This window comes from Stappia sp. G46H5W (assembly GCF_058448995.1).
In genome coordinates this window covers 758,795-781,199 of record NZ_JBZFLL010000001.1, presented here as the reverse complement: position 1 = coordinate 781,199, position 22,405 = coordinate 758,795, and the positions used below count along the sequence as shown (strand labels likewise).

19 protein-coding genes are annotated in these 22,405 nt (G+C 67.1%); 15 read left to right on the top strand and 4 right to left on the bottom strand.

The window, feature by feature from the left end; all coding sequences use genetic code 11:
- The first annotated feature begins 18 nt into the window (after positions 1-18).
- The 9 genes from ACVJ6E_RS03100 (at position 19) to ACVJ6E_RS03060 (ending at position 9,802) form a co-directional block, all read left to right on the top strand.
- Positions 19-942, top strand: a complete 924-nt coding sequence (locus ACVJ6E_RS03100) for a dihydrodipicolinate synthase family protein (RefSeq protein WP_120269273.1) — start codon at positions 19-21, stop codon at positions 940-942.
- Positions 939-2,108 carry a mandelate racemase/muconate lactonizing enzyme family protein gene (locus ACVJ6E_RS03095; protein ID WP_120268944.1) on the top strand — a complete coding sequence of 390 codons (1,170 nt, stop codon included), beginning with the start codon at positions 939-941 and terminating at the stop codon, positions 2,106-2,108. The genes ACVJ6E_RS03100 and ACVJ6E_RS03095 overlap by 4 nt, the downstream gene beginning before the upstream one ends.
- Positions 2,109-2,129: 21 nt before the next feature.
- Complete coding sequence (locus tag ACVJ6E_RS03090) at positions 2,130-3,407, top strand: ABC transporter substrate-binding protein (RefSeq protein ID WP_120268945.1); 1,278 nt, start codon at positions 2,130-2,132, stop codon at positions 3,405-3,407.
- Positions 3,408-3,495: 88 nt separating this feature from the next.
- A complete protein-coding gene (locus ACVJ6E_RS03085) occupies positions 3,496-4,404 on the top strand; it encodes a carbohydrate ABC transporter permease (RefSeq protein WP_120268946.1) in 909 nt (302 codons plus the stop codon).
- Between the two features lie 13 nt (positions 4,405-4,417).
- The gene (locus tag ACVJ6E_RS03080) at positions 4,418-5,248 is read left to right on the top strand and encodes a carbohydrate ABC transporter permease (protein WP_120268947.1); all 831 of its coding nucleotides are present in this window, start codon (positions 4,418-4,420) and stop codon (positions 5,246-5,248) included.
- A gap of 3 nt (positions 5,249-5,251) precedes the next feature.
- Positions 5,252-6,358: a sn-glycerol-3-phosphate ABC transporter ATP-binding protein UgpC gene (locus ACVJ6E_RS03075; protein WP_120268948.1), complete on the top strand. Its 1,107-nt coding sequence runs from the start codon at positions 5,252-5,254 to the stop codon at positions 6,356-6,358.
- The gene (locus ACVJ6E_RS03070) at positions 6,358-7,332 is read left to right on the top strand and encodes an NAD-dependent epimerase/dehydratase family protein (RefSeq protein ID WP_120268949.1); all 975 of its coding nucleotides are present in this window, start codon (positions 6,358-6,360) and stop codon (positions 7,330-7,332) included. The genes ACVJ6E_RS03075 and ACVJ6E_RS03070 overlap by 1 nt, the downstream gene beginning before the upstream one ends.
- Positions 7,308-9,038 (top strand): SMP-30/gluconolactonase/LRE family protein, encoded by a 1,731-nt coding sequence (locus ACVJ6E_RS03065; protein ID WP_120268950.1) that lies wholly within the window; start codon positions 7,308-7,310, stop codon positions 9,036-9,038. The genes ACVJ6E_RS03070 and ACVJ6E_RS03065 overlap by 25 nt, the downstream gene beginning before the upstream one ends.
- On the top strand, positions 9,035-9,802 hold the full coding sequence (locus ACVJ6E_RS03060; protein WP_120268951.1) for an SDR family oxidoreductase: 768 nt from the start codon (positions 9,035-9,037) through the stop codon (positions 9,800-9,802). The genes ACVJ6E_RS03065 and ACVJ6E_RS03060 overlap by 4 nt, the downstream gene beginning before the upstream one ends.
- 4 nt (positions 9,803-9,806) lie before the next feature.
- On the opposite strand, the gene ACVJ6E_RS03055 is transcribed toward ACVJ6E_RS03060, so the two are convergent.
- On the bottom strand, positions 9,807-10,166 hold the full coding sequence (locus ACVJ6E_RS03055) for a DMT family protein (protein WP_067221649.1): 360 nt from the start codon (positions 10,164-10,166) through the stop codon (positions 9,807-9,809).
- A gap of 298 nt (positions 10,167-10,464) precedes the next feature.
- Here ACVJ6E_RS03055 and ACVJ6E_RS03050 point away from each other — a divergent pair, with 298 nt between their 5' ends.
- Complete coding sequence (locus ACVJ6E_RS03050; protein WP_120268952.1) at positions 10,465-11,268, top strand: IclR family transcriptional regulator; 804 nt, start codon at positions 10,465-10,467, stop codon at positions 11,266-11,268.
- On the opposite strand, the gene ACVJ6E_RS03045 is transcribed toward ACVJ6E_RS03050, so the two are convergent.
- From ACVJ6E_RS03045 to ACVJ6E_RS03035, 3 genes are read right to left on the bottom strand one after another with little or no spacing between them, the layout of a single operon-like run.
- The gene (locus ACVJ6E_RS03045; RefSeq protein ID WP_120268953.1) at positions 11,222-12,184 is read right to left on the bottom strand and encodes a DMT family transporter; all 963 of its coding nucleotides are present in this window, start codon (positions 12,182-12,184) and stop codon (positions 11,222-11,224) included. The two genes, ACVJ6E_RS03050 and ACVJ6E_RS03045, sit on opposite strands and share 47 nt — an antisense overlap.
- A 2-nt stretch (positions 12,185-12,186) precedes the next feature.
- Positions 12,187-13,887: an FAD-dependent oxidoreductase gene (locus ACVJ6E_RS03040; protein ID WP_120268954.1), complete on the bottom strand. Its 1,701-nt coding sequence runs from the start codon at positions 13,885-13,887 to the stop codon at positions 12,187-12,189.
- A 29-nt stretch (positions 13,888-13,916) separates the two neighbouring features.
- Positions 13,917-14,669, bottom strand: coding sequence for an SDR family NAD(P)-dependent oxidoreductase (locus ACVJ6E_RS03035; protein ID WP_120268955.1), 753 nt, complete (start codon positions 14,667-14,669; stop codon positions 13,917-13,919).
- A 169-nt stretch (positions 14,670-14,838) separates the two neighbouring features.
- Between ACVJ6E_RS03035 and ACVJ6E_RS03030 the strand changes: the two genes are divergently transcribed.
- The 5 genes from ACVJ6E_RS03030 to ACVJ6E_RS03010 all read left to right on the top strand — a co-directional run bounded on the left by ACVJ6E_RS03030 (position 14,839) and on the right by ACVJ6E_RS03010 (position 22,371).
- Complete coding sequence (locus tag ACVJ6E_RS03030; RefSeq protein ID WP_120268956.1) at positions 14,839-15,870, top strand: TRAP transporter substrate-binding protein; 1,032 nt, start codon at positions 14,839-14,841, stop codon at positions 15,868-15,870.
- A gap of 99 nt (positions 15,871-15,969) precedes the next feature.
- The gene (locus tag ACVJ6E_RS03025) at positions 15,970-16,545 is read left to right on the top strand and encodes a TRAP transporter small permease subunit (RefSeq protein ID WP_158592685.1); all 576 of its coding nucleotides are present in this window, start codon (positions 15,970-15,972) and stop codon (positions 16,543-16,545) included.
- Positions 16,545-17,885 (top strand): TRAP transporter large permease subunit, encoded by a 1,341-nt coding sequence (locus ACVJ6E_RS03020; protein WP_120268958.1) that lies wholly within the window; start codon positions 16,545-16,547, stop codon positions 17,883-17,885. The genes ACVJ6E_RS03025 and ACVJ6E_RS03020 overlap by 1 nt, the downstream gene beginning before the upstream one ends.
- Positions 17,886-18,378: 493 nt before the next feature.
- Positions 18,379-21,768 carry a PAS-domain containing protein gene (locus ACVJ6E_RS03015; protein ID WP_120268959.1) on the top strand — a complete coding sequence of 1,130 codons (3,390 nt, stop codon included), beginning with the start codon at positions 18,379-18,381 and terminating at the stop codon, positions 21,766-21,768.
- Positions 21,769-21,933: 165 nt separating this feature from the next.
- Positions 21,934-22,371, top strand: a complete 438-nt coding sequence (locus ACVJ6E_RS03010; RefSeq protein WP_120268960.1) for a DUF2948 family protein — start codon at positions 21,934-21,936, stop codon at positions 22,369-22,371.
- Positions 22,372-22,405 lie beyond the last annotated feature (34 nt).

The following is a 22,405-nucleotide window of genomic DNA, read 5'->3' as shown; positions in this document are numbered from 1 at the left end:
ATATTGGACATAGACGACATGGCTGATCTCGCCGGCATCCTTCCGGTTCTCCCCACGCCCTTCACGCAAGACGGGAAGGTGGATCTTCAGGCGATGCGCCGCCTGGTGCGCTTCGCACTCGATTGCGACGTGGATGGTGTGGTCTTCCCGGGCTTTGCCAGCGAGGTGGAGCAGCTGGAGGCGGGCGAGCGTGCCGAGTTGCTGGGCCTGGTGGCGCAGGAGGTCGGCGGCAAGGTGCCGGTGGTTGCCGGCGCCAGTGCGCCGACCGCGGCGGACGTGATTGCCCATGGCCGCGTGGCGGCCTCCGTCGGCGTCACCTGGCTGATGATCCAGCCGCCGGTCTCCATCGGCCGCGAGGCGGCGGCGGTGACCGCGTTCTTCAGCGAGGTTGCGGCCGGTCTGCCGGAGGCGCGCATCGTGCTGCAGAATGCGCCGGCGCCGCGCGGCTCCGACATCGCGCCGCAGGTGCTGGTCGAGGTGGCGCGCGCCGTGCCGCAGATCGCCTATGTCAAGGAAGAGACCCTGCCGGCCGGGCCGGCGATCAGCCATCTGCTGGCCCATCGGCCGCAGACGCTGGCCGGCGTCATCGGCGGCGGCGGGGCGCGTTACATCCTCGATGAATATGCGCGCGGCGCCTGCGCGGCCATGCCGGCCATCGAGATCGCCGACGAGCATGTCGCGCTCGACCGGGCCTGGCGGGCTGGCCGGATCGCCGAGGCGCGGGAGGTCTATGTGCGGACCCTGCCGCTGCTGACCCTGCAGGCCGTCTACCGGATGCGCCTGACCAAGTATGTGATGGTCCGTCGCGGTATTCTGGAGAACACCATCGTGCGCGCACCGACGCCGGAGCTCGACGGCCCGGCCTGCTCGGACATCGATGCCAACCTTGCCGCGCTCGGCATCGGCGCGTCGCGGGCGGCTCTCGCCGGGAGTGCCCGATGAGCGACGCTGTCCGCAGCATCGAGGTCTTCACGCTGACGCAGACGCGGGACACGCCCTATCTCGGCAATCCCCGCAAGGGCGAGGAGCCGAATGCGCGCGGCTATCTGGTGCGCAAGGGCAACCGCACCGTCTATCCGACCTTCGACCGCAGCGTGCTGTTGCGCATCGAGACGCGCGACGGCGTTACCGGCTGGGGTGAGACCTACGGCCTCGTCGCGCCCGGCGCCGTTGCCGAGATCGTCAAGGACCTGCTCGCCGACTTCACCATCGGCCGCGATCCGTCCGATCCGTCGGCCATCTACGACGACCTCTACGACCTGATGCGGGTGCGCGGCTATACGGGGGGCTTCTATGTCGACGCGCTGGCCGCCATCGACATCGCCCTTTGGGACATCGCCGGGCAGATCGCCGGCAAGCCGGTGGCGGAGCTTCTGGGCGGCGACCGCTCGAAGACCATCCCCGCCTATGTCTCGGGCCTGCCCGAGGCGACCCGCAAGGCCCGCGCCGAGCTCGCCCTTTCCTGGCAGGCGCGCGGGTTCGATGCGTTCAAGTTCGCAACGCCGGTCGCCGATGACGGCCCGGCGGCGGAGATGGAGAGCTTGCGCGCGGCGCTGGGCCCCGACGCGCGGATCGCGGCCGACATGCACTGGAACCAGAGCGCGGACGAGGCACTGGCCCTGATCGAGGCGATGAAGCCGCACGGCCTGTGGTTCGCCGAGGCGCCGGTCTACACCGAGGACATTGCCGGTCTGGAGGCGGTGTCGAAGGGCACGGACGTGCCCATCGCCGTCGGCGAGGAATGGCGCACGGTCTGGGACATGCGCCACCGGGTGGAGCGCTGCCGCATCGCCATCGTCCAGCCGGAGATGGGGCACAAGGGCATCACCAATTTCACCCGCATCGGCGCGCTGGCGGCGGAGCGGGGCATCGAGGTGATCCCGCATGCGACCATCGGCGCCGGGATCTTCCTGGCCGCCAGCCTGCAGGCGAGCGCATCGCTGCCGACGCTGACCGGCCACGAGTTCCAGCATTCGATCTTCGAACCTAACCGGCGCCTTCTTGCAGGCGACATGGACTGCGCGGACGGCGTCTACCGCCTCCCGACCGGTCCAGGTCTTGGAGTGCGCCCGTCGGAGGAAGCGCTGCGTCTGATGCAGCGGATATAAGAGCCAAGTGGAGGAAACACGATGACCAAGACTTTCGGACGGTTCGTCAGGACCGCAACCGCAGCTGCCATGCTCTCGGCGACCATGCTGTCGCCGGCGCTGGCTGACACGACGCTCAAGTTCGTCTCCTGGCAGGTGGACGATGCCGGCACCGGCGACTGGTGGAAGGCCGCCATCGCCGCCTTCGAGGAAGCCAATCCGGGGGTGAAGGTGGAGTTCACCAAGGTCGAGCGTGCGGCCTATGCCGACACGATGACGACCCTGTTCGCCGGCGGCCAGCCGCCGCATATCGTCCATCTCGCCTCGTTCGAGTTCCAGTCCTTCGCCGAGAACGGTTGGATGGAAAACCTCGGCCCCTGGCTCGACAAGGACGGCGTCGACATGACCGGCTGGGCCGGCCAGGGCAAGTGCGTGTGGAACGGCGAGACCGCCTGCATCATGATGAACTACTTCGGGTTCATCATGGCCTACAACAAGGCGATCCTGGAGAAGGAAGGCCTGTCGGTTCCCACCACCTATGCCGAGTTCCTCGATGTCGCGCGCAAGACGACCAAGGACCTTAACGGCGACGGCATTACCGACCAGTACGGCACCGGCCACGAGACCAAGGGCGGCGCCGGCCAGTACCTGACCGAGATGCTGAGCTACATCCTCGATGCCGGCGCCTACTGGACCGACAAGGATGGCAACATCACCATCGACACGCCCGAGATGGTCGAGGGCCTGACCCGCTGGAAGACCGTCGTCAAGGAAGGTCTGACCCCCGTCGACCTGTCCGCCGGCGACATCCGCAAGCTCTTCGCCGACGGCAAGATGGCCCTGCGCCTCGACGGTCCCTGGCTCTACGGCATCATGCAGAAGGGCGCAGCGTCCGCCGACACGGCGGTTGCCGAGCCGGCCTTCTCTCCGCCGGTCGGCGGCTCGTCCAACGTGCTGGGCATGGCGAGCGAGATTTCCGATGAGGAAAAGGCGCTTGTGTGGGACTTCATCAAGCTGGTGATGTCGCCCGAGTGGCAGCGCAAATACGCCACCATCGGCAAGAACACCCCGCCGAGCCCGGCTGCCGACGTCTCCGGCGTCGAGCAGGAGGTGCCGCACTTCCCGCTGCTGATCAAGACGATGAAGGCGGCCTCGGATGCCGGCGTCGACCGCATCCCGACGGGCCTTGAGATCCAGTACAACGAGTTCGGCAAGATGGTGCAGGAGGAGGTCCAGCGCATGCTGATCGAGGATCTCGATCCGGCCGAGGTGGTCAAGGTCATGCAGGAGCGGGCCGAGACCATCAAGAACGGCGGCTGACCGCACATTCGCAGCCGGCCCCCGCCACGGGGGCCGGCTTGTCTTTTCGTTCCTGCGCCGCGGCACCGCGCCCGCGGCAGGAGGTTGCATGTCCCGAGTCCGGCTCTTCGATCTGGCCAGGCCGAGCCGTCAACATCTGCTGGGCTACATTCTGCTTGCCCCCGCGGTGCTGCTGGTCGGCCTGATCATCGTCTATCCCCTGATCATCTCGATCGACCTGTCGCTGCAGGCGGTCAAGCTGCCGCGAATGGGCGCCCCGCGCGCGCCCTTCACCACGGCGAACTACCAGAAGCTCTTTGCCTCCAGCGAATTCTGGATGGCCTGCTGGGTGACGCTGAAGCTCGTCGTCGTGGTCACCGCCGGCAGCCTGATCACCGGCGTTTCGACCGCGCTTCTGGTCAACAACCGCTTCCGCGGGCGCACGCTCGCGCGCCTTGCCATGGCGCTGCCCTGGGCGGTGCCGGAAGTGATCGCGGTGGTGATCTTTGCCTGGATCTTCGACAGTTCCTTCGGGTTGATGAGCTGGCTGCTGGTCACGCTCGGCCTCTCCGACGGCATGGTCGCCTGGGTGTCGACGCCGGGCGCCGCCTTCTGGGCGGTGGCGATCACCATGATCTGGAAGGGCTATCCCTTCGTCTCGATCATGACGCTGGCCGGCCTGCAGTCGATCCCGACCGATTTCTACAATGCCGCCAAGGTGGACGGGGCCAATGTCTTCCAGCGCTTCCGCTGGATCACGCTGCCGCTCCTGATGCCGGTGCTCGGCGTCACCCTGGTGCTGGTCATCCTGTGGGTGTTCCGCGACTTCTCGATCATCAAGGTGCTGACCGAGGGCGGGCCGCTGAAGTCGACCCAGACCCTGTCGATCATGACCTACGACCAGGCCTTCGGCTTCTTCAACTTTGGCTATGCCTCGGCGGTGGGCGTCGTCACGCTGGTCATCTGCGTCGTCGCGAGCCTGTTGATGCTCGGTCGCCAGACCCGCGCCATGTATTGAGAAAGGGGATCCCATGAACCGCACACCCCTGCAAAGCCTGGCGCTCTACGGCACCGTCATTCTGCTCGCCGCGCTGATCCTGTTCCCCGTCTACTGGCTGCTGGTGACGGCCGTCTCCACCTCGGCGGACCTGTCGCAACTGCCGCCCAGCTTCTGGCCGGATGATGCCCAATGGGGCACCTTCGCCAAGGTCTGGGAGGAGCGGCCGATCCCGCTCTGGCTGACGAACTCGATGCTGGCGGCCATCGGCTCGGTTGCCCTGTCGATGGTCGTCTCGGTGCTGGCGGGCTATGCCCTGTCGCGCTTCTCGATCCGCGGCGGCCATTCGCTCGGCCTGTTCATCCTTACGGCGAAGATGCTGCCGGCGACGCTGCTGGTGATCCCGCTCTTCTCGATCTTCCGCAACTTCGGGATGATCGGCAGCCTGTGGACGCTGGTGCTGGCACATTCGACGCTGATCATCCCCTTCACCACCTGGATGCTGAAGGGCTATTTCGACACGATCCCGCGCGAGCTGGAACAGGCGGCGATGGTCGACGGCTGCTCGCCTATGGGCGCGATGGTGCGGGTCGTGCTGCCGGTGGCCACGCCCGGACTGGCGGCGACCTCGCTCTATGCCTTCGTGTTGAGCTGGGCCGACTACGCCTATGCGCGGACCTTCCTCGTCAATGCACCCGACAGCTGGACCGCCAATCTCGGCATCACGACGATGCGCGGCGAGTACAGCACCGACTGGAACGAGATCTCGGCCGCGGCCGTCTTCGTCGCCGTTCCGATCATCGTCATCTACCTGTTCCTTGAGCGCTACCTGGTCGGCGGACTGACCGCGGGCGCGGAGAAGTAATCCATGGCAAATATCTCCATTCGAAACGTCCACAAGAGCTACGGCGCGCACGAGGTGCTGAAGCCGTTCTCCCTCGAGATCGCGGACGGGGAGTTCATCGTGCTGGTCGGCCCGTCGGGCTGCGGCAAGTCGACGATGCTCAAGATCCTGGCCGGCCTCGAGCCGGCGACCGGTGGCGACATTTACCTCGGCGAGCGGGAGGTCACCGACCTTGCTCCCGGCGACCGCGACATCGCGATGGTGTTCCAGAACTACGCGCTCTATCCGCACCTGACCGTGCGCGAGAACATCGGCTTCGGGCTGAAGATGCGCGGCACGCCGAAGGCGGAGATCGAGCGCCGGGTGCTGGAGGCCGCGCGCACCCTGGAGGTGGAGAAATATCTCGAACGCCGCCCGAAGGACCTGTCCGGCGGCCAGCGCCAGCGCGTTGCGCTGGGCCGGGCCATCGTGCGCCAGCCCCAGGCCTTCCTGATGGACGAGCCGCTCTCCAATCTCGACGCCAAGCTGCGCGTCCACATGCGGGCCGAGATCGGTGCCCTGCACCAGCGCCTCGGCGTCACCACCGTCTTTGTCACGCACGACCAGATCGAGGCGATGACCATGGCCGATCGGGTGGTGATCATGCGCGACGGCGAGATCCAGCAGATCGCCGATCCCGACACGCTGTTCCAGCGGCCCGACAATCTCTTCGTCGCCGGCTTCATCGGCTCGCCCGGCATGAACTTCCTCTCCGCCGATGTGGAGCGGTCGGCTGGCGGGGCGACCATCACCCTGTTCGGCAACCGGATCGCCGTCGACGAGGCGCGGCTTGCCGGCGCCTCGACCGTTATCGCCGGTATCCGGCCGGAGCATTTCCACCTCGGCGAGGGCCCAGCGACCTTCACCGTGCGCCCGAGCCTGGTCGAAAGCCTCGGCTCCGAGAAATACGTCTATTTCGACGGCGGGGCGCACATGGTCTCGGCCGGCGAGAGCGAGGACGACAAGTCCAAGGGCCTGATCGCCCGGCTCGCCCATTCCGGCCCGATGGCGGAAGACCAGGATCTCGTCCTGTCCTTCGATCCGGCCGAACTTCATCTCTTCGATGCAATGAGCGAAAAGGCGCTGCGCTGATGCTGGTTCTTGTCACGGGAAGCTCCGGCCGCGTCGGCCGGGCGGCGGTTGCGGCGCTGCGCGCCGCCGGCTACCGGGTGCGCGGTTTCGACCTGCGCGCGTCAGGCGCCGATCTCGACGAGGTGGTCGGCAGTTTCGATGATGCCGAGGCCTGTGCCCGTGCGGTCGCCGGCACCGAGGCGGTGATGCACCTGGGGGCCTTCATGTCCTGGGTGGCGGCCGAGCGCACGGCGATGTTCCGCGCCAATGTGGAGGGAACGCGGGTGCTGCTCGACGCGGCGGCGCAAGCCGGCGTACGCCGCTTCGTCTTCGCCAGCTCCGGCGAAGTCTATCCGGAGAACGCGCCGCTCTTCCTGCCCGTCACCGAGGAGCATCCGCTGCGGGCGAACAGTCCCTACGGCCTGACCAAGCTGCTCGGCGAGGATTTGGTCTCCTTCCACCAGCGCATCGGCAGTTTCGAGACGGTGATCCTGCGCTTTTCCCATACGCAGGATGCCAGCGAGCTGCTCGACCCCGACAGCTTCTTCTCCGGCCCGCGCTTCTTCCTGCAACCGCGCATCCGCCAGCAGGAGCGCATGGGCAACACCGCCGTCGCCGAACTGCTACGTGCCGCAGATCCCGGACGGCCCGCCCATGTGCTGGCCCGCAATGCCGCCGGCAAACCGTTCCGGATGCACATCACCGACACCAGGGATATGGTGAAGGGCTTGCTCTTGGCGCTGGAATCGGACCGGGCGGCCGGCGGGATCTTCAATCTGGGTGCGACGGACCCCGTCGATTTCGCGCAGGCGCTGCCGGCGATGTCCGAAATCACGGGATTGCCCGTCGTGACCGTTGACCTGCCCGGCGCCGGCGTCGATTACCAGACCTCGAACGCAAGGATACGCGAGACGCTGGGGTTCGAGCCGGAATGGACGATCGATCGGATGTTGCAGGAGGCGGCGCGGACATGGCGGACGCGAGCACAGGCCTGAGCCAGTCCCGCAAGGACGTCCCCTCCGGCACGGCGGCACTCGCCAAGGGCCTGACGCTGCTGGACATGGTGGCCGACGCGGAGACGCCGCTGCGCTTCGCCGACCTGCTGCGCCAGTCCGGCCTGCCCAAGCCCACCTTCGCGCGCATCCTGCGCACGCTGATCGCCTTCGGCCTCGTGCGCCAGAACGAGGAGCGCGGCACCTATGTCATCGGGCCGCGCTTCCTGGAACTGTCGCACCGGGTGTGGGACACGTTCGACCTGCCGACCGCAGCCGCGCCCGAACTGGAGCGCCTGTCGGCCGAGCTCGGCGAGACGGTGGCGTTGTGCCGTCTCGATGGCGATCAGGTGCAGTATCTCGACGAGCGCTCGGGCGACGGGCTCGGCGTCAGGGTCGATACCGGACGGCGCGTGCCGCTGCATTGCACCGCCGCCGGCAAGGTGCTGGTCGCCTTCCAGGAGCCGGGTTTCGCCCGCGCTCTGCTGGAGCGCCTTAGCCTCGACCGCTTCACGCCGCGCACCATCACCACGCTGGAGGCCTTGCAGGCCGACCTGACGCTGACCCGCGCGCGCGGCTATTCCGTGTCGTATGAGGAGCACCTCAACGGCGTGAACTCCGTCGCCGTCGCCATTGCCGGCAAGGACGGCACGCCCATCGGCGCGCTGGTCGCGCTGGGCCCCTCGTCGCGGCTCGATGCCTCTCATATCCACCCGGTCGGACGCGAGCTGATCGCCGCCGCCCGCAGGATCACGGGCGCGGCCGGCGCCATCGCCATCAGTTCCCGTCCGCGCCCGCGCACCAGCCAGTCGCAGACGCCGGACGATCTCGCCTGCGTCCTGCCCTGGGGCGCACAGCTCGGCGAGGCGCCGGTCTGGGATCCGGCGGCCCGCAGCCTTTACTGGGTCGATATCCTGCACCCGGCGGTCTACCGCTTCGATCCCGCGACCGGCCTCAACGAGACCTGCGAGACCGGCAAGCTGGTCAGCTCGGTCATGCCCTGCGGCGACGGCTCGCTAGCGGTGGCGACGCAGGACGGCATCGAGTTCCTGGACTTCGCCTCCGGCACCCTGCAGCCGCTGGTCGACCCGGAAGCGGGCATTCCCGAGAACCGTCTCAACGACGCCAAGGTCGGCCCCGGTGGGGCGATCTGGGTCGGCTCCATGCGGCTCGATGCCAGCAAGCCGAGCGGCGCGCTCTACCGGGTCGCCGCCGACGGCACGGTGACGCGCAAGGAAAGCGGCATCTCGGTCAGCAACGGCATGGCCTGGAGCCCGGACAACCGGGTCTTCTACTTCGTCGATACGGTGCCGGGCCTGATCTACGCCTACGATTTCGAGCCCGGAAAGGGCGTCCTCGGCAACCGCCGGGTGCTTGCGCGCATCCCGGAAGGCGAGGGGCGCCCGGACGGCATCGCCGTCGACAGGGAAGGCGGCGTGTGGTGCGCGATCTGGGACGGCTGGCGGGTCAACCGCTACCTGCCCGACGGCCGGCACGAGCGCAGCATCGAACTGCCCGTACCCCGGCCGACCAGCGTCGCCTTCGGCGGCGAGGATCTGGCGACGCTCTACATCACCAGCGCCCGCACGCGCCTACCGGCCTCGACCCTGTCCGAGGCGCCGCTGTCCGGCGGCCTCTTCGCCTGCACGCCGGGCCTCTCCGGCGTGCCGATCACCCTGTTCGACCGCAAGGGCCAAGGCGTCGCATGAGCACGCTCGAGACGATTTTCGGACTTCACGGCCGCGTTGCGCTCGTCACCGGCTCGAGCCGGGGCATCGGCGCTGCCATCGCCGTCGGCCTCGCCGGAGCGGGGGCCACGGTCGTCGTGCACGGCCAGAGCCTGGAAGCGACGGCCGCGACCGTTGCCGCCATCGAGGCGAGCGGCGGCACGGCGCTTGCCCTTGCTGCGGACCTTGCCGAGCGCGGCGCGGGCCGCCGCCTGGTGGAGGAGGTGGAGGCCCGGCTCGGGCATCTCGACATCCTCGTCGTCAATGCCTCGGCCCAGGTCAATGCCGAACTCGCCGATCTCACCGAGGCGGATTTCGATCTGCAGGTGGCCGTCAATCTGCGCTCCACGGTGGAGATGCTGCAGGCTTGCCTGCCACGCATGGCCGTGCGCGGCTGGGGCCGGGTCGTCAGCATCGGCTCGATCAACCAGCTGCGGCCCAAGGCCATCGTCACGGCCTATGCCGCCACCAAGGCCGCTCAGCACAACCTGATCCAGAGCCAGGCGCGCGACTATGCCCGCCACGGGGTGCTGCTCAACACGCTGGCGCCCGGCCTCGTCGACACCGACCGCAATGTGGGGCGCAAGGCGGCGGATCCGCAGGGCTGGGACGACTACGTGCGCACGCTCAACTGGATGGGGCGGGCCGGGCAGGCCGACGAGATGGTCGGCGCGGCGATCTTCCTCGCCTCCGATGCCTGCAGCTTCATGACCGGCGAGAGCATCGTCCTGTCCGGCGGCTACTGAGCCGTCACGGCTTGTAGAAGATCAGGCCGGCGCCGGCGACGATCAGCGTGAAGCCGGCCAGATGCGTCCAGCGCAGCGGCTCGCCCAGAAACCAGATCGAGAACACGGCGAAGACGCTGAGCGTGATGACCTCCTGGATGGTCTTCAGCTCGGCCGCGCTGAAATAGCCGTGGCCGATGCGGTTGGCCGGGACCTGCAGCACATATTCGAAGAAGGCGATGCCCCAGCTCGCCAGAATGACGATGAGGAGCGGCGAGCTCTTGAACTTCAGGTGCCCGTACCAGGCGAAGGTCATGAAGATGTTGGAGGCGAGCAGCAGGCCGATCGTGGCGAAGGGCACGTAGGAGAGATTGGCAAACGGCATCGGGGGATCCACCGCCAGCGCAAGGACACGCCTGCCGGACGGCGCGGGCGCCCGGTACGGCATCGACCGGGTGTCCGGCGTCTGTCGCGCGCACGGCGTCTGCGACAGGGAGCGGACCGATTCGACGGCAGGAAGATAGCGCCGTTTGCCGGACGCGGAAGAGGCAAGAGGCGCCTTGCCAAGGGAAATCCTGTGAGCGTGCGTGCAGCAGGCGATATTCTCGACCGACGAGAGAATTGCCGCTAAGAGTGTTGCGGTCTGTTGATCCGTTTCTGCAAGGCAGTTGAAGGAGTTGCGCTTGGGCGCCGACGCAACGTCAAAGCCGCGAACGCCTCGCGGCGTCCAGTCCGTCGAAACCGGCGGCGCCATCCTGATGGCGCTGGCGCAGGCCGGTGGGCCGCTGAAGCTGAAGGACCTTGCCGAGACGCTCGGCATGGCCGCTGCGCAGCTGCACCCCTATCTCGTCAGCTTCCGCAACATCAACATGGTCGAGCAGACCGAGACCGGCCAGTACCAGCTCGGGCCGTTCGCGCTGTGGCTCGGCCTGACGCGGCTGCGCAACCAGAACGCCTATCGCGAGACGCTGCGGCGGGTTCCGGCGCTGGCCGAGGAACTGGGGCTGATGGTGGCGATCAGCGTCTGGGGCCTGCACGGCCCGACCATCGTCTATATCGAGGAGACGGCGGCGCGCATCCACTCCAACGTGGCGGTCGGCGGCACGTTCATGCTGACCATGACGGCGACGGGCAAGATCTTCGCCGCCTTCCTGCCGAGGTCGACGACGGAACCGCTCGCCCGCGCCGAGCTGCAGGGCGTCGAGCCTTCGCTCTACGGCATCCCGATGGTCGACGAGGCGACGTTCCGCAAGGAGGTCGCCTCCGCCTGCACCAAGGGCTACTCGATCACCCGCGACGCGCCGATCCCCGGCGTCAGCGCCATTGCGGCACCGGTCTTCGACCATACCGGCACCATCCAGCTTTCGGTCACGGTGATCGGCCCGACCAACTTCATCGACCTGGCCGAGGACGGGCCCTGCCTGAAACGGCTGATCGAATTCACGAAGGACCTGTCCCGCGATCTCGGGCATATCCCGCCCGCCTGAGCAGCGCGCCGGCAATGTCGAGAGACAGGACAAGGCCGCTCGCGGCGATGACGACGCCGGCCAGTTGCAGGGCGGTGGGCCATTGCCCGGCGATGGGAATGGCGAGCAGCACGGCCAGCGGCGGGATCATCGCCGGGAAAAGGCCGGCAAGCCCCGATCCCAGCCGGCCGATGGCGACCGCATAGAGAATGATCGCAAGGCTGCCGCCGAGCACCCCCTGATAAAAGCCCTGTTCCAGCCACTTGGCAGCCGGCAGCGCTGCCGGTTCGAAGAACAGCAGATAGGCGGGCAGCAGCACGACGGTTGTCGTTGCCGAGGCCGCCCCGATGGCCTCGACCGCCGGAAGGCGCCAGCGGCCGATGAGATAGGTGAACAGCCCCCACAGCGTGCCCGAGCCGACGAAGCACAAGTCGCCGATCAGGGTCGAGGTGTCGGCCGTCTTGGACGGCGCATTGTCGGCGGCGATGGCCACCAGCCCGCCGATCAGCACGGCCATGCCGATCTTGCGGTTGGACGTCATCTTCTGGCCGTCGAGAACGACCGGCAGCAGGTTGGCGACGATGATGGTCATGCCTGGCGAGATCACGACCGCATGCGCCAGCGGTGCGATGCCGAAACCGGTGTTGAACAGGAAGGCGAAGGGCGGGCCGATGGCGATGGTGAGCAGCGCCAGTCGGGGCAGGGTGAGGGCGCGCGTGCGGGACGGGCGCATGAACATCAATGGCACCAGCAGCAGCGCTGCCACGCCGTAGCGCAGGATGGCGAGGTCGGCGCTGGTGAAGCCGTCCGACCGGCCGATATCGACGCCGATATTGTAGAAGGCCCAGGCGATGGAGGCCGACAGGCCGAACAGGATGCCCGGCAGCAGACGGCCCGGGTGTCCCGGGCCGTCCGTGTCCCTTGAGGTGGGAGGCATGGTCAGGTGTTGGCCCCGGCCATGTGACGCGCGGCGATATAGCCGAAGGTGATTGCCGGGCCGAGGGTGATGCCGCCGCCCGGATAGTTGCCACCCATGATGCTGAGCGCATCGTTGCCGGCGGCATAGAGACCGGTGATCGGCCGGCCGGTCTCGTCCAGAACGCGGGCATTCTCGTCGGTCTTGAGACCGGCAAAGGTGCCCAGATCCCCGATCACCAGCTTGACCGCGTAGAACGGGCCGTTCTCGACCGGCGCGACGCAGGGGTTGGGCTGGTGCTCCGGATCGCCGAGCGAGCGGTTGTAGGAGGTCGAACCCTTGTGGAACTCCGGGTCCTCGCCCTTGCGCGCATGCTCGTTGAAGGTGGCGACGGTCCGCTCGAGCTGCGCCCCGTCCGCGCCGATCTTCTCGGCCAGCTCGCGCAGGCTCTTGCCCTCGAACAGGTAGCCGGAGCGGATCAGGCCGCGATAGGGCACCGGCGCCGGCTTGACGAAACCGAGGCCGTATTTGCGCAGCGTCTTGTGGTCGGCGATGAAATAGGCGCAGATCTCGCCGCCCTCGGCCTCGCAGGCCTTGCGCATCGCCTGGCAGAAGTCGTGGTAGGAATCCGCCTCGTTGACGAAGCGCTTGCCCGACCGGGTCACCGCGATGACGCCAGGCTTGGACCGGTCGACGAAATGCGGGAAGACGCCGAGCGTGCCGTCGCGGCGCGGGGGACGCGACACCGGCACCCAGGCAGCGTTGTTGGGCAGATCGTCCTTGATGGCGGCACCCACTGCCGAGCCGAGGCGCAGACCGTCGCCGGTGTTGCCGGGAGGCGCCGGCGAGACGTGCTCGTGGCCGGACGGGGAATGCGGAAACAGCTCCTTGCGGCGCACCGCGTCCTGCGGGAAGCCGCCGGCCGCCAGCACCACGCCCTTGCGCGCGGTGACTTCCACCGGACCTTCCGCCGTGTCGACGATGGCACCGGTGACGATGCCGTTCTCGTTGCGCAGCAGTTCGCGCACGCCGGCACGGGTCCAGATCGGCACGTTCATGTCGAAGCAGGACTTGGCGAGCCGCGCGACCAGCGCGTTGCCGTTGACCAGGCGCATGGGCCGGCCGTGGAAGGCCATGTCCTTGAGGAACTTGATGAACAGCTTGGCGACGTAGAAGGCCGAGATCGGCGACTTGGTGACGCGGAAGAAGTGCAGCAGCTCCTTGCCCGAGCCGATCATCATGCCGAGGAAGGTGATCTCGGCGAGCGGCGGGCGAAGGCGGCGGATCTCCTTGCCGAGCTCGCGCCCGTCGAAGGGGCGGGCGACGATGGAGCGCCCGCCCGGCATGCCGCCCGGCGCGTCGGGATGATAGTCGGCGAAGGTCGGGCCGAGGTCGAACTGCAGCGAGGTCTTCTCCTCGAAGAACTCGACCGCCTTGGGACCGGCCTCCAGGAAGGCGTCGACACGGGCCGGATCGAAGAAGTCGCCCGCCTCGTGCTGGAGATAGGTGCGGGCCTTCTCGGGCGAATCCTCGACGCCGGCGCGCTTGGCCGGGGCGTTGCAGGGAACCCACATCCACCCGCCGGAGCGGGCGGTGGTGCCGCCGAAGACCGGCTCCTTCTCCACCACCAGGACATCGAGCCGGCGGTGGGCGGCCGATACGGCGCTGGCGAGGCCGCCGGCGCCCGATCCGACGACGAGAACGTCGCAGCTGTGCTTTTTCATTGATGCAATTCCTTGAAAGGCGGGCCGGGTCAGGCCGCCAGATAGCCGCCGTCGACGGGCAGGATGGTGCCGGTCACGTAGCTGGACATGTCTGAGACGAGGAACAGGACAGGGCCTACGAGCTCGTCCGGCTGGCCGGTCCGCCCGAGCGGGGTGTGGGCCATGAACTTGCCGATGGCGGCATCGTTTCCGCGCGTGTGCTCGGTCATCGGAGTGTCGATGACGCCGGGGGCGATGGCATTCACCCTGACGCCGCGCGGGGCGAACTCGTGGGCCAGCGCCTTGGTGAGCTGGCCGACCGCGCCCTTGCTGGCGATATAGGCGGAGATGCCGAAGCCGGCGGACAGCGACATGATCGAGGCAAGGTTGACGATTCGCCCGCCCGTCGCCTCCAGCTGCGCCGCATAGGCCAGCACCATGTTGCGCGGCCCGTCGACATTGACGCGGAACGTCTGGTCCCACTCGCTTTCGAAGCCGGGATCGCCGAAGCGGTGCCGCTTCAGGATGCCGGCATTGTTCACCAGGATGCGGGCATCGCCCAGCTCCGCGCGGGTCTTCTCGGCAAAGGCGCGGGCGGACTGAAGGTCCGACACGTCGCACTGCGCGCTCAGAGATTTCACGCCCGCCTCGGCGGCAAGAGCGGCCGTTTCCGCGGCGGCGTCGGCGTTGATGTCGCAGACCGCGACATGTGCGCCGGCCCTTGCAAGACCCAGCGCAATCGCCCGGCCGTTGCCCTGTCCCGCGCCCGTCACGATGGCGACGGAGCCCTCAACTCCAATCATGGGCCTCTCCCTAAATTAGTATATTGCTAATCCGTTTGATTATAGATAACACTTGAGTTAGGCAAGCGGGAGGTTGAAAAAAGCCCACCGCTCGGCCGGGAGGCCGCCGGACGGTGCGGCAGAAAAATCAAGAGACGCCCTGGATCGGGGCGCGTTTAGGGAGGTCCTGATGAAAGCACGGCTCGCATCCGCTGCTCTGGCAGCCACCATGCTCACTGCTGCTCCGGCGCTCGCCGACAGCTACGACCTGCAGAGCGTTTTCGGCCTGCAGGTGCCCTCGATCGGTCAGAGCCCGGTCAAGTGGGCCGAGCGTGTCAAGCTGATGACCGACGGTGCCATCGACATCAAGGTGCATGGCGCGGGCGATTTCGTGCCGCCGTTCGAAGTGTTCGAGGCGGTCAGCACCGGCGCGATCCCGATGGGCTTCGACTGGATCGGCTACTGGGCAAGCTCCATTCCCGTCGCCAACCTCGTGGGCTCCATGCCCTTCGGCCCGACCCCGGACGTGGCGCTCGGCTGGATGTTCGAGGGCGGCGGTCTGGAGATCATCCAGAAGGCGTATGACCCGCATGGCGTGAAGATCATCCCGTGCCATCTGGTCGTCCCGGAGGCCGGCGGCTGGTTCAACAAGCAGATCAACACGCCCGAGGACTTCAAGGGCCTCAACATGCGCATCGCCGGCCTCGGCGGTCAGGCGCTCGCACGCCTCGGCGCCAACACCCAGCTCGTGCCGGCCGGCGAGATCTTCGTGTCGCTCGAGACCGGCCGCATCGACGCGACCGAGTTCTCCGCGCCGCAGCTCGACATCGGCTTCGGCTTCGAGAAGGTCGCCAAGACCTACTACTTCCCGGGCTGGCACCAGCCGTCGAGCTGGGACTCCATCATCGTCAACATGGATGTGTGGAACGGCTTCACCGAAGGCCAGCAGCAGATCATGATCGAGGCCTGCAAGGCCAACATCGCCGCCAATCTCGGTGACCAGATCCACCAGCAGGCCGTGGCGATCGGCAAGATCCGCGACGCCGGCGTCGAGATCAAGCGCTTCCCCGACGAGGTTCTGGTGGCGCTGCGTGCCGCCTCCCAGGAAGTGATGGCCGAGGAAGCCGCCAAGGATCCGATCTTCAAGGAGGCTCTCGACTCGCTCAACGCCTATATCGAGCGCGTCGGTGAGTGGGGCGAGCTGCAGGCCCTGCCGCGCTGATCTCCCTGATTTCTCGGAAAAAGAACGGAGCGGACGGCATCCTCATGAAGGGTGCCGTCCTTTCGCAATGATACGCCGCGCAAGCCTACGGAGGTCGCCGTGTCCGAACTGAGCCGCAAGGCGGGGGAGGTTCTCGCTTTCCCCGGCAAGATCGTCGGATGGCTGGTGCTGCCGCTGATCCTGTCCGTCTGCGCAGGGGTGCTCGCCGCCAAGCTCGGCGTCAATCGCCTCGCCGACTGGGGCGCCAGCATCCCGCTGTTCGACGCCGGCATCACCGTCAACACGCTGCTCGACCTGCAATGGCATGTCTTCGCGCTGGTGGTGCTGTTCGGCGGGGTCTACGCCTATCGCGATCGCAGCCATGTGAGCGTCGACTTCCTCGCCGCGAACTTCTCGCCCCGCACCCGGGCCATCGTCGATCTGGTCTGCGACCTCATCTTCCTGCTGCCCTTCTGCGCCATCGTGGTCTGGTTCGGCACGCGCTTTGCCCACCGCGCCTATGTGACGGGCGAGGGCTCGACCTATGGCGGCATGATCGACCGCTGGATGATCAAGGCCTGCATCCCGATCGCCTTCTCGCTGCTGGGGCTTGCGGCGGTGAACCGCATCATCGGCACCCTGATCGGACTGGTGCGCGGCGACTTTTCTTCTGCCAAGAACAGGACCGGCTCGTGATGGAAGACGCATTCTGGCCGCTGGTGATGCTGCTCGGGCTGATGGGCGGCATCTTCGCGGGCTATCCCGTCGCCTTCGTCCTCGGGGGCATCGGCATCCTCTTCGCCGTCATGGCCGGCGTGCCGCTCGTCTTCCTGTCGACGACGGTGGCGCGCATCTATTCCGGCACGCTGACCAACTGGCTGCTGATCGCCATCCCGCTCTTCGTCTTCATGGGGCTGATGCTGGAGCGCTCGGGGGTTGCCGAACGGTTGCTGAAGTCGCTGGCCTCGGTGTTTCGCGGCATGCCCGGTGGCTACGCCTTCGCCGTCGCCATCATCGGCGTGGTGATGGCCGCCTCGACCGGCATCATCGGCGCGTCGGTCGTGCTGATGGGCATGATGGCGCTGCCGACCATGCTGCAGAACCGCTACGACCCGAAGATCTCCACCGGCCTCATCGCGGCCAGCGGCACGCTCGGCATCCTCATCCCGCCGAGCATCATGCTGATCGTCCTCGGCGACCAGCTGCGCGTCTCCGTCGGCGACCTGTTCATGGCGGCGGTCGGGCCGGGCCTGCTGCTCGGTGCGCTCTACATCCTCTATCTGGTCTGCGTCGCGATCTTCCAGCCGCACCGCATGCCGCCGGCCGAGGTCGCGGACCCGCAGCCCTTCTGGCGGGCGGCCGGAACGCTGGCGCTCGACCTGCTCGCGCCCGTGCTGCTGATCGTCTCGGTGCTCGGCACCATCGTCGCGGGCATCGCCACGCCAACCGAGTCCGCCGCCATCGGCGCGCTGGGCGCCATGGTGCTGGCGCTAGTCTCGCGCCAGCTCGACTGGGCGACGCTCTACGCGGCGCTGCGCGATACGACCAAGACCACCGCGATGATCATCTTCGTGATGCTCGGCGCGACGGTCTTCTCCGTCGTCTTCCGCAAGCTCGGAGGCGATGCGCTGATCGCCGACCTTTTCGCGGTGCACGAGGGCAACCCTTACGTCGTGATCATCATGATCATGGCGCTGGTCTTCGTTCTCGGCTTCTTCCTGGAATGGGTCGAGATCACGCTGGTGGTGGTGCCCATCGTCGCCCCCGTGGTGGCCGGGCTCGACTTCGGCCTGACGCCGGAGCAGACGCTGATCTGGTTTGCCATCGCGCTGGCGGTGAACCTGCAGACCTCGTTCCTGACCCCGCCCTTCGGCTACGCGCTGTTCTACCTGCGCGGCATCGCGCCGAAGGGGGTTTCCATCGGCACGATCTACCGAGGGGTGATTCCTTTCGTGATCCTGCAGATCGTCGCGCTGGCCGCGGTGATCTATTGGCCGCAGGTCGCGCTCTACATTCCGCTCGCCCTGGCGAAATAACCGTCAAGCCGCCGCCCGCAGGGCGGTGGCCGGACCATTCCTCCCAAGCCGCCGGACCGGCGCTTCCGTCCTTGCACGGAAGCCGCTCGTCCGGCGTGGTCCGTTCCGGGGGAGCAACTGCGTCAGTGGTGGGGTGATCCTGCGTATCCGGCATGCCTGGCCGTGTGCCGGGGCTTCCTTCGGCACAATAAGTCCGGCGCGTGCGCCCGGCAGCGAGATCTTGTTCCGAATAGATGCGTATATATTGCGCGGATAGGGCTTATTTATTCTGATTTAGCGCAGGTTCCGCAGTTGGATATCCTTGTAAATTGTTGCAGATATATGTGTTGCCTCCTGGTTTTCTGGGCCAATTCGGGGTAATTTTCATAAAATTTTATATGGTATTATTTAAAAATCCAGCCATGATGAGCCTGCTTGCACCTCATTCATGGATTGTTGATAAGTTGTCGGTCTATATTTTGAAACGTTTACTTATTGCAGGCATACTCGGCGCATGAGCTCGATGATCCTCGACGTGCTGCCCGACAATGAAGAGAGCCGGCTAGAGGCGCTGCACCGCCTTGGCATTCTGCATTCCGGGCGCTCGGTGGAGTTTGACGCGTTGGTCGAGACCGCCGCGTCGGTGTTCGGCTGCCCTGTCGCGCTTGTGAGTTTCGTCGACGAGCGCGAGCAGTGGTTCAAGGCCCGGCACGGCCTGGAGCTGGAGCGGACGCCGAGAAGCGCGGCCATGTGCCGTCACACCATTCTGCAGTCCGATCTGCTGGTCGTTCCCGATCTTGCAGACGATCCGCGGTTCCATCGCGATCTGCTGGTGACCGAGGCGCCGCACTTTCGCTTCTACGCCGGTTACCCGCTGTCGATCGACGGTGTCCATCGCCTCGGTTCGCTGTGCGTGTTCGATACCCGGCCGCGCGATCCCACGCCCGAGCAGCTGCAAGTGCTGCGTCACCTCGGCGCTGCCGCAGACGGGCTGATCCGCGCCTATGCGGCACAGGCGGAAGCTGCGAGCCTGCGCGAGACCGCGGAGCGCCAGCAGGCGCTGGTGCAGACCCAGTCGCAACTGATCGCCCAGACCACCAGCATTTCCGGCGTCGGGGGCTGGGAACTCGATCTGGACCAGGACCGCCTATTGTGGACCGATCAGGTCCGCCGTCTGCTCGAGGTTGATGACGACTACGTTCCGGACATGAAGAAGGCGCTCTGCTTCTTCCTGCCCGAGGCACGGGGCGATCTGCGCCGCGCGGTCGACGATGCACGGCTCAAGGGGTTCCCGTTCAGCCTGGAGTTGCCGGCGCGCACCGCGACGGGGCGGGAGCGCTGGGTGCGCCTTGCCGGCAGGCCGCTTGCGCGCGACGACAGGGTCGTGCGTATCGTCGGGGCCATCCGCGACGTTACCGACCGCAAGATGGCCGAGATCCGGCTGCAGCATTCCGAGGCGCTCTACCGCACGACACTCCTGTCCCTGTCCGAAGGCGTGGTCGTCGTCGATCCGGAAGGGCGGGTCCTGTCGCACAATCCGGCCGCCCTTGCCATGCTCGGCCTGAAAGGGCGCAAGATCACCGGCGTCTCTCTTGCCGCGCTCGATCTCGATTTCATCGACAAGGGGCATGACGGAGCCCGGCTCGGCAACCTGCTTGCCAGGGGCGCGGAAGATCCGGCGAGCCTGTCCAGCACCATCGCGGGCCTCACCTTGGCCGATGGCGGCCTGCGCTGGCTGAACCTCAATGCGGTAGCCTTCACGAGTCCTGTCGAGGGCGCGGGCGGCGGCGTGGTGATCTCCCTCACCGACGTCACCAAGACAGTGCGCCAGGCCATGACCATCGAGGGCGTGTTCCAGAACTATCCCGGCGCGGTCGTCTACTTCGACCAGGATCTCGTCGTTGCCGGCTGGAACAAGACATTCGAGAAACTGCTGGATGTGTCGGCCGACTATCTCGCGGGCCGCCCGTCTCTCGCCGATTATGTGCTGATGAATGCGGAGCGCGGCGAATATGGCGAAGGCGATCCGCAGGAGCTTGCCCGTGACCGGCTGAATGCCATCCTCGGCGGCCGCGAGCACGGCTACGAGCGCAGCCGCCCCAATGGCGACATGCTGGAGATCCGCGGCACCTTCCTGCCCGGCGGCGGATTGCTGTCGACCTTTACCGACATTTCCGACCGCAAGCGGATCGAGCGGCAGCTGATCGAGAAGGAGCGGCTGGCCCGCGAGCGCTCGGACGAACTGGGCGCCGTGCTTGCCAACATGAACCAGGGCGTCAGCGTCTTCGACCGGAAGGGACGCCTCACCCTGTGGAACGAGCAATATGCCGTCCTGTTCGGGCTGGAAGACGGCGGCCATAGCCATGCCGGTCGGAAGCTGCCTGAGCTGATATCGGCGACCAATGTCGACATCCCCTCGCAGGATGCCGTGGATGCCCGCGTGGCGCAGATCATGCGGCAGCTGTCTGCCGGCGAGACGGTACGCTCGATGTTCCGCGTGCGCTCCGGTCGGATCATCTCGACCGTCCACGCCCCGCTGCCCGATGGCGGCTGGGTCGGCACCCATGAGGATGTCACGGAGCGGGAGCGGGCGGCGAACAAGGTGCTGCACGCGGCCCGCCACGACACGCTGACCGGCCTTGCCAACCGCACCTATCTCAACGAGCAGCTGCAGAAGCTGGTCGCCAGCGGGACGTCGGACCAGCCCTGTCTCGGCATTCTGATGCTGATCGATCTCGACCGGTTCAAGCCGGTCAACGATGCGCTCGGCCACAATGCCGGTGATCAGCTGCTGTGCGAGGTGGCCAGCCGGCTGCGGCGCTGCGCGCGAGAAAACGACTTCGTCGCCCGTGTCGGCGGCGACGAGTTCGCGATCCTTCTGTCCTGCGAGCCGGACCGCACCAGTCCGTCCGACCTTGCCGAGGCGGTGGCCGAGCGGATCCTGACCGCGATTTCCGGCCGGTTTTCCATCGATGGCAGCAGCGTCCAGATCGGCGCCAGCATCGGCATTGCGCCGGTCCTGCCGGGTGCCGACCTGTCGGAGCTGATGCGCCAGGCGGACGCCGCGCTCTACGAGGTGAAGAACCAGGGGCGGAACGGCTTCCGCGCCTATCTGCCTGCGGGCAGCGCGCCGAAGGCGGTCGCAGATCAGGACAATGCCACCGTGGTCTGGCCGGCCTTTGCCTCGGCGGGCGTGGAAGCGCGCGCCAATGCGATGCACGGGGGCGCCCGCGTCCAGTATCAGCCCATCTTCTGCCTGCGCAGCCGCAGGCTGTGCGGCTATCAGGTTCTGCAGCCCGGGTCCGGCCAGGGCGGGACGCCCGGCGATGGCCCGCAGGAAACGGCTGCACTGGAAAGCGCGACCGCCGCCTTGCTGCGCGAGGTCTTCAAGGCTGCCGCACGCAGCCCCGACGATCAGAAGATCGCGCTGTCCTTGAGCGTGCGCCAGTTCGGTCTCGAGACGCTCGCCTCCATCGTCGAGAACGAGATCGACATTGCCGGTATCGCGCCGGAGCGCATCCACCTGCAGGTGGCCGACAGCTATTTCCTGGTCAATTCCTTCGCGGCCATGCGTCAGTTCGAGGCGCTGCGCGCCGTCGGCGTGCGGATGGTTCTCGACCGTTTCGGCTCCGACTCGGCCTCGCTCCAGCTCCTCGGCCGCTTCCGCTTCGATTCCCTGCGCATCGACCGCAGCGCCCTGCACGACATCCTGGCGGGAGAGCGCGGCGAGACGGTGATCCGCGCGCTTGTCGCCGTTGCCGAGACGTTCGATGTCGCTGTCGATGTCGACGGCGTCGACAGCGAGGAGGTGGCGCAACTGCTGCTGGCCTCCGGCTGCATCCAGGGGCAGGGCGGGCTTTTTGGGTCGCCCGGTCCCATCGAGGCCTTCCTCTCCGTCGCCTGACCTCTTGGGCCGAACCAACTGCCGTTCTCCCCTTGTCGGGGACTGCCTGCGCGCCGCGCGCCAACTCGGCGGTTGCTTTGGCGCGTGAATTCATTAGGTAAGGGCCGAAGGCCGGTCGCCTGTTGTCGCGCCGGCCGCGGGCACAACCCAAGAGGTGGCTGATCCATGCAGCAATTGAAGCTGGCGGCACTGGACGCGGAAGACCTGGCGGTGATCTCCGCGCAGGTCCAGGACGCGGTCCTGAAGGTCGGCGACATCCGCTACTATCCATCGGATCGTCATCTGGTGCTGGTCATGAACCGCTTCGCCTGGGACGGTGAGGGCGCAGGCGCCCGCGCCTCCAACGAGCGCCGCCGCGCCGCCCTGTCCTTCGCCCGGGCCGAGCGCCCGCGCGCGCAGAACATCCGCCAGGACGCCAAGGATACGGTCCTGTCGCTGCTCGCGGTCAATTTCGTGGCCGCCGAGGAGCCGGCGGGGCGCATCGACCTGGTGTTCGCAGGCGGGGCCACGCTCTCCTTCGACGTGGAGTGCATCGAGGCGCAGCTTGCCGATCTCGGCGCCGCCTGGGCGACCGAGCACCGTCCCAGCCATCAGATCGACTGACCCTTTTTCCGGACCTTCCGGGCGCCGCCCGGCA